The following is a 4,166-nucleotide window of genomic DNA, read 5'->3' as shown; positions in this document are numbered from 1 at the left end:
TCAGGATCTTTTAAAAGATTGGATTAACGGTTTTCTAATTATCTTTGAAGACCAATACACTGTCGGTGATATGATCCAGTTTCAGGAGTTTATCGGTTTGGTGGAAAATATGAGTTTGCGAGCGACTCAATTGCGGGCTGCTGATGGACGTTTAATCACTATTGCCCATAACCAAATTATTAGCGCACACAACCTCAGTAAAGATTGGGCGCGGGTCGATTTTACCATCGAAGTCGCCTATCAGACCGAGCCAGATCTGGCGATCTCTTTAATGGCAGCCATCGCTGAAAATATGGCTGTAGATCCACAATGGCAAGAAGATATCATCAATCCCGTGCAGGTTGCTGGTGTTAGTCGGGTTTCTCACACAGGAATGGAAATTATGCTCAGAATTGTCGTCAAAAGATTACGACAATGGGACATAGAAAGAGAGTATCGTCGTCGTCTCAAGATTGCTTTTGAGGAGAAGGGAATTCACATCGGTATCCCCCAACAAAGTTTCCTGATAGCACAAGATAAAGAACAATTCAAAGGACAGTTTTAAAGGGGAGTGACTCTCTCTAACTTATGGTGATAACCTATTGAAAAATGGCGTTTTGGGGTTGTTATGTCCTTAAATGTAAAGTTTTGTTAGGAGATTCAATGTTTCTGGGAAAGTGGGTTAGAATCGAGTTGTGTTGGATTCGGGGTGTTCTATCTAAAGGATGAGAACTTTTTGCCCCTATTCCTCTGTTTCCCAAAGCTCCTCAGCCTTACTTTGTCTCTAACCTAGCCCGATAATATTTCTACGAACGGATTTGGTTTTCTCGCATTTGCTCTTTGACTTGCCACCCCCGATTGACCCAGACTTCACTGAGATGTGTCAGGCAGTCAGGGAATGGCCAACTGGTTGAGGCAAGGAGTAAGCAGGATTAGGTAGTGGGGGAATTGGTGCAGGTGATGCGGGGTGTGGTGTGAATATTTAAGTGAGTACACAAGGAAGGAGTTAACTATGTCTGACAAGAATAATGAGCCTAAAGATAGCTTAGATAAAATAAGTATAGGTGTCTCGTCTTTATCGACATTTGTTTTAATGATTATTGCCATTTTCAATGGGTTTATAGTATATCAGACTTCTCAGCTGCAACAGAAAACCAAAAATATTGAGATTCAATTAGAAGGATTTAAAACCAACATTCAAACGGCGGAATTAATTCAAAAATTGATTGGAGATTTACAAAGCCCTAAATTAAAAAAAGATATCGCTTTAATTGCTTTGAATCGGACGATAGCTGACAATGATGAAAGCTCTAAGCAGATGATTGCTGAGATAGCAACGCAAATTTATAGATCAAGATTTAAAGAGTTAATGTCTAAACCTTCGAATACAGATCAAGAATTTATAGGACAAACACCAGAGTTTCAAGATACTTTTACGGCTCTTATGATTATTGGCGAAAGGGATCCGAATCAAGCTAATGGGATTATTAAAGAGCTTAGAAAACTTCAAGAAGGCTACAAAAAGAACAACGATCCTAGAGAGAAAATTGTTGAACAAATAACTAAAAATTTTGATTTTGGTGTTGTTATTTACTATAACGAGAACGAGGAAGAAGTGAGTAAATTTAAGCAATATCTAGGTAAAAATTACACAATTGATTTACATCCGATTAAAAAAGAAGATGTTCAAAATACATATTCTTTAAAGAATGATCAGCCAATCAGTAGGATCAAATATTTTCATGCTGGGGATAGAGAACGAGCTAAAAATCTAGAGGAACTCACTCAAAGTTATGTGAATAATAATAAAAACATAAATTTACCTAAAGACCTACTAGAATCGGATCTACTAGAATTACTGGACTGGGATGCTCCTAATGGGAAGATTGAGATTTGGGTTTATTTCCCTCCAACTCCATCAACTCCATAAACTGACTGCCGCCCTCATTTGGTCGTGTACGAAGGTACTTGGAAGTAACCGTAAAAAAACGGCTCTTCTTGTTTCTGTGTGGAAAGAAGAAGAATAGGGATAATTTTTCGTAAATATAGTCTTCAAAGCCTTGCCTAGCAAGACTCCTACGAATGATAAGCACTGATTATCACACAGCGTCGAGAATATCCGAATGTGCAAGGCTGGCGACTGAAATTGACAGCGTAATTCGGGATTCCCCTTTTTTCTAGGTCGTTGCTTAGAGCGCGTTTTCACCGACTCACCTCTGATTTCTTTTCGTTATTTTACCGTTTTTTACTATCTTCCTTTTGGATTATCAGGTACTCTTTATAATTAAGCCTCTTGCTTAAGTTGACACCAAGATCGTGGTCAGTGAGTTTATCGAACTGCGTCGGACAAAAATGTCATATAGATATTTCTACAAAACTGAGATGTACCCAACAGTCTTAAGTAGAAAATTGCCGTCTTTTCACTGATCACTGATCACTGATTACTGTTTGGTAGGTTTGGACTAGGTTAGGATAGCTAACCTAACCTAGAAAATTTTTAGGAAGCTAAGGCTACCTCGACTATTTGTTGTAGTTCCCCATTTTGATAGAGTTCGATCATAATGTCGGAACCACCAATAAACTCACCGTTGATATAGACTTGGGGAATAGTCGGCCAATTGGAATACTCCTTAACTCCTTGTCTTAACTCCTGATCTTGCAGAATATCGACAGTTTCGTAGGAAACCCCCAGAATATTGAGAATTTGTATGACGTTATTCGAGAAACCACACTGAGGCATTAATTTATTGCCCTTCATGAACACAAGAACTTTGTTATTCTGAACTAATTGATCGATTCTGTCCTTAGTTTCGGGTGTCATAGGTCTAGTAGCTAGAATTTGAGCAAGAATAGCCAATCCTGAGACGTGGCATATCTTATCAGTTTAGCACAAGCCGTTGAGATAGCTTTAAAAAGGCAGGTCTTCGTCCTCCTCCAAACTGTCTAAAATTTCGTTAACATCAGGTCTCCCGCGCACGATAGTCATATTTTCCACAGACTTATTAACTTTAGTTTCTGCGGCCGAATTTTCCGGCAGTGAATAACCCATATTGACCACTTCACCATCAAAAGATTTCGCTAACTTTTGAGCAGCCGCCAAAATTTCGCTAACATCTACATCTTGATCTAATGTCTCTAAAGATGAATCAAAATTTAAGATTTTTTGTGGCAGTTCTGTGCTAGGAGTTTTTGGGTTTCTGGCTGCGGTGATCTTTGCTTCTTTTTTCTCGATAATTGCTTCTTTGATCGGGGGAATATCCACCACAGTCATAACTTTATTTTCGGGAGTTATTGGTGGGTTTGGTGCGGTTTCTGGTGGTGGTTGTATCCTAGCCGCCGGGGATTGGGAAACTTCCGCAGCCATGGCAGCAGTAGCGGAACCTACCTGTAAATGAACTTTAATCCGGCGCTGAAAAACTGCCTCGAAAGCTGACTCAATATTAGTCAATCGTAGCCGGGCCATTTTTAATAATTGTTCCGAAGATATGCTTAAATAAGCACTCGATTCTTCCATATTAAAAAGACTGCCGTGCTGACGCAAGAGAGTGCGAGTAGTGGGGGGTTCCATTACTTCTAAAACCTGCCGCCAAATTTGTTCATGATTGTCATCACTGGCAACAGTTTTAACCTCAGTTTTCGGCACTGCGACGCTAGTTGTCGGGGTGATAACTGGCGGTTTTATCGGTTCATTAACCGGCGCTGGTGCTGTGATCACTTCAGGGGGCCTCTCGACGCTGGTTTGGGGACGGGAAGGCGCTACCGTGGCAACTAGAGGAATCACCTGTGCTTGCGGTAACAGTCCTAATAGAGTGACTTCTAACCAGAGACGGGGTTGAGTGGTGTTTTTTAGTTGCGTTTCGCTGTCTTTAAGCAGTTGTTGACCGCGGAGAATTTCCTCTAAAGACCAAGTACGCGCTTCCGTACATAATTCCTGCCAAGTGGGAGCGGTGACAGCCACCATTTCTGGACGATTAGGGGCAGTTTTGGCTAAAAGTAGGTTTAAATAGAATCCCGCTAGATTTTGCAAGACGATTAAAGGTTCCTTCCCGCGATTCATCAGATGGCGACATTGTTCGATAACTTGATCGGGAATATTGCCATGAATGACTTTAAGTAGGGTTAAGAGGTCTCTTTCGGGGACTGCACCGACCAAATCCCAGACTCGCTCGGCCGTAATCGTTCCTGCG

Annotated in this window: 3 protein-coding genes and 1 pseudogene; 2 read left to right on the top strand and 2 right to left on the bottom strand. The window is 41.0% G+C overall.

The features are described 5' to 3' along the window. The coding region (locus PX484_RS10750) for a mechanosensitive ion channel family protein (protein WP_288103787.1) at positions 1–544 on the top strand (544 nt) is incomplete at its 5' end. A 447-nt stretch (positions 545–991) separates the two neighbouring features. Continuing rightward, positions 992–1,909 (top strand): hypothetical protein, encoded by a 918-nt coding sequence (locus PX484_RS10745; protein ID WP_287766840.1) that lies wholly within the window; start codon positions 992–994, stop codon positions 1,907–1,909. Positions 1,910–2,476: 567 nt separating this feature from the next. Here the strand turns inward: PX484_RS10745 and grxD are convergent. Together grxD and PX484_RS10735 are read right to left on the bottom strand one after the other, a co-directional pair. Next, the gene (gene grxD, locus PX484_RS10740; protein WP_002770648.1) at positions 2,477–2,800 is read right to left on the bottom strand and encodes a Grx4 family monothiol glutaredoxin; all 324 of its coding nucleotides are present in this window, start codon (positions 2,798–2,800) and stop codon (positions 2,477–2,479) included. Between the two features lie 87 nt (positions 2,801–2,887). Beyond that, positions 2,888–4,166: pseudogene (locus PX484_RS10735) on the bottom strand (DNA polymerase III subunit gamma/tau); the annotation flags it as partial.

The organism is Microcystis sp. M49636_WE2 (assembly GCF_030065375.1).
GTDB classification, from domain to species: domain Bacteria; phylum Cyanobacteriota; class Cyanobacteriia; order Cyanobacteriales; family Microcystaceae; genus Microcystis; species Microcystis aeruginosa_C.
The sequence above is the reverse complement of the archived record's forward strand: the minus strand, read 5'-3'. Positions and strand labels throughout refer to the sequence as shown.

What these genes read in the sequence shown, in the direction of transcription:
- grxD (WP_002770648.1), bottom strand. Translation starts at nt 2,800, where the DNA reads ATGACACCCGAAACTAAGGACAGAATCGATCAATTAGTTCAGAATAAC.
- PX484_RS10745 (WP_287766840.1), top strand. Translation starts at nt 992, where the DNA reads ATGTCTGACAAGAATAATGAGCCTAAAGATAGCTTAGATAAAATAAGT.